Raw genomic sequence first — 1,175 nt, 5'->3', positions numbered from 1 at the left:
AACAGCGCTATTTAATTAGTGACGCAATGCAGTAGAGGCTTATTTTTATTTTGCGTTTTACGAACGTTGTGTTCTTAGGAGTTTCAGGTTTGCAGGGTGTAAAGCAGTATTGTTAAGTGTCTTTATACAGTAGGTTTCTTTGTGTATTGTTGATCAAATATACAATTGTAAGTATACTTACCGCGTACATTTTATATTATTTTTAAGGATTTCTAATGCCACAGCTTAAGCCGAAAACTCGGAAACAAGCTACAGCGAAGGACGTAAAGTCTGCTGCTGCGGTTGGTAATGCCCAATATGAATACTTTCAGAAATACGGCAAGTTTCCTAAAAGTAGTCAGGACTTGAAGGAATTTCTTCGGTAAGTGCTCATTCAAACTTGTAGCTTGTTTCGTCAAATACCCGAATGGGAAGCTCATAAAAACACATTTGAAGATTATAAGCTACGTAGTATTCAACCTGACTTCTACGGTAGGGATGCTGAATTAAGTTTTCCTCATGTTCACCACATCCATTTAGCGCAAGACGAACATCAACATGTTTCGTCGCGCTGGTCCAACATTAAACAAGTTTATTATCGTACTCACGATAAATCTAAACCGGAAGAAGATTACTGGTTAATTTATGCTTATGATGATTTCAGCAATAATTGCCTACTTTTAACCATAATCGGCGATCATGCTCATAATAGTCAAAAATGGCGATCTTATTTAACGAGTTTGTATACCAGTTTTGTCGAGCCGTGGATTACAGGCAAACTCTCTTGTGCAATATGATTTTTTATATATTTCTTAAAAGTTTTAATGCCCACGAATTGCCACAGTTTCAGTCGTAAAATGTATTGGCTAGTCGTGTTTGGTGGGATTAGTTTGTCTTATAATTCAATAAGTTATTGATTTATAAGTGAAGCTAAGAAGTTGAAAATCCCCGTGTCGGTGGTTCGATTCCGCCTCTGGGCACCATTTCATAATTACCCGTTGCCAATGTACCGCAAAGCCTTATGGGGCTTGAGATTGCGGGAGTTTGAAAGCCCTCTTTTAGCTTGTATTTAATTTTCTCTGAAAACACCAATTTTTAATCCGTCTAGTGTTACGGGACTCAATTGTGCAGCCGATTCAGGCCGCATAGGAGCAAATCTAAGATACTTTTCAGTCATTGCTAAAGTTGCATGACCT

2 protein-coding genes are annotated in these 1,175 nt (G+C 37.9%); both read left to right on the top strand.

Features of this window, described 5'->3' with window-relative positions; translation table 11 throughout:
* Nucleotides 1-215 precede the first annotated feature (215 nt).
* Entirely contained in the window at nt 216-365 is a 150-nt protein-coding gene (locus tag HJG39_RS19250) for a hypothetical protein (protein ID WP_268412039.1), read from the top strand.
* Nucleotides 366-776, top strand: coding sequence for a type II toxin-antitoxin system YafO family toxin (locus tag HJG39_RS19245; protein ID WP_268412037.1), 411 nt, complete (start codon nt 366-368; stop codon nt 774-776).
* Nucleotides 777-1,175: the final 399 nt, after the last annotated feature.

The organism is Alteromonas sp. a30 (genome assembly GCF_026788005.1).
In the GTDB taxonomy this organism is placed as follows: Bacteria; Pseudomonadota; Gammaproteobacteria; order Enterobacterales; family Alteromonadaceae; genus Paraneptunicella.
The sequence above is the reverse complement of the archived record's forward strand: the minus strand, read 5'-3'. Positions and strand labels throughout refer to the sequence as shown.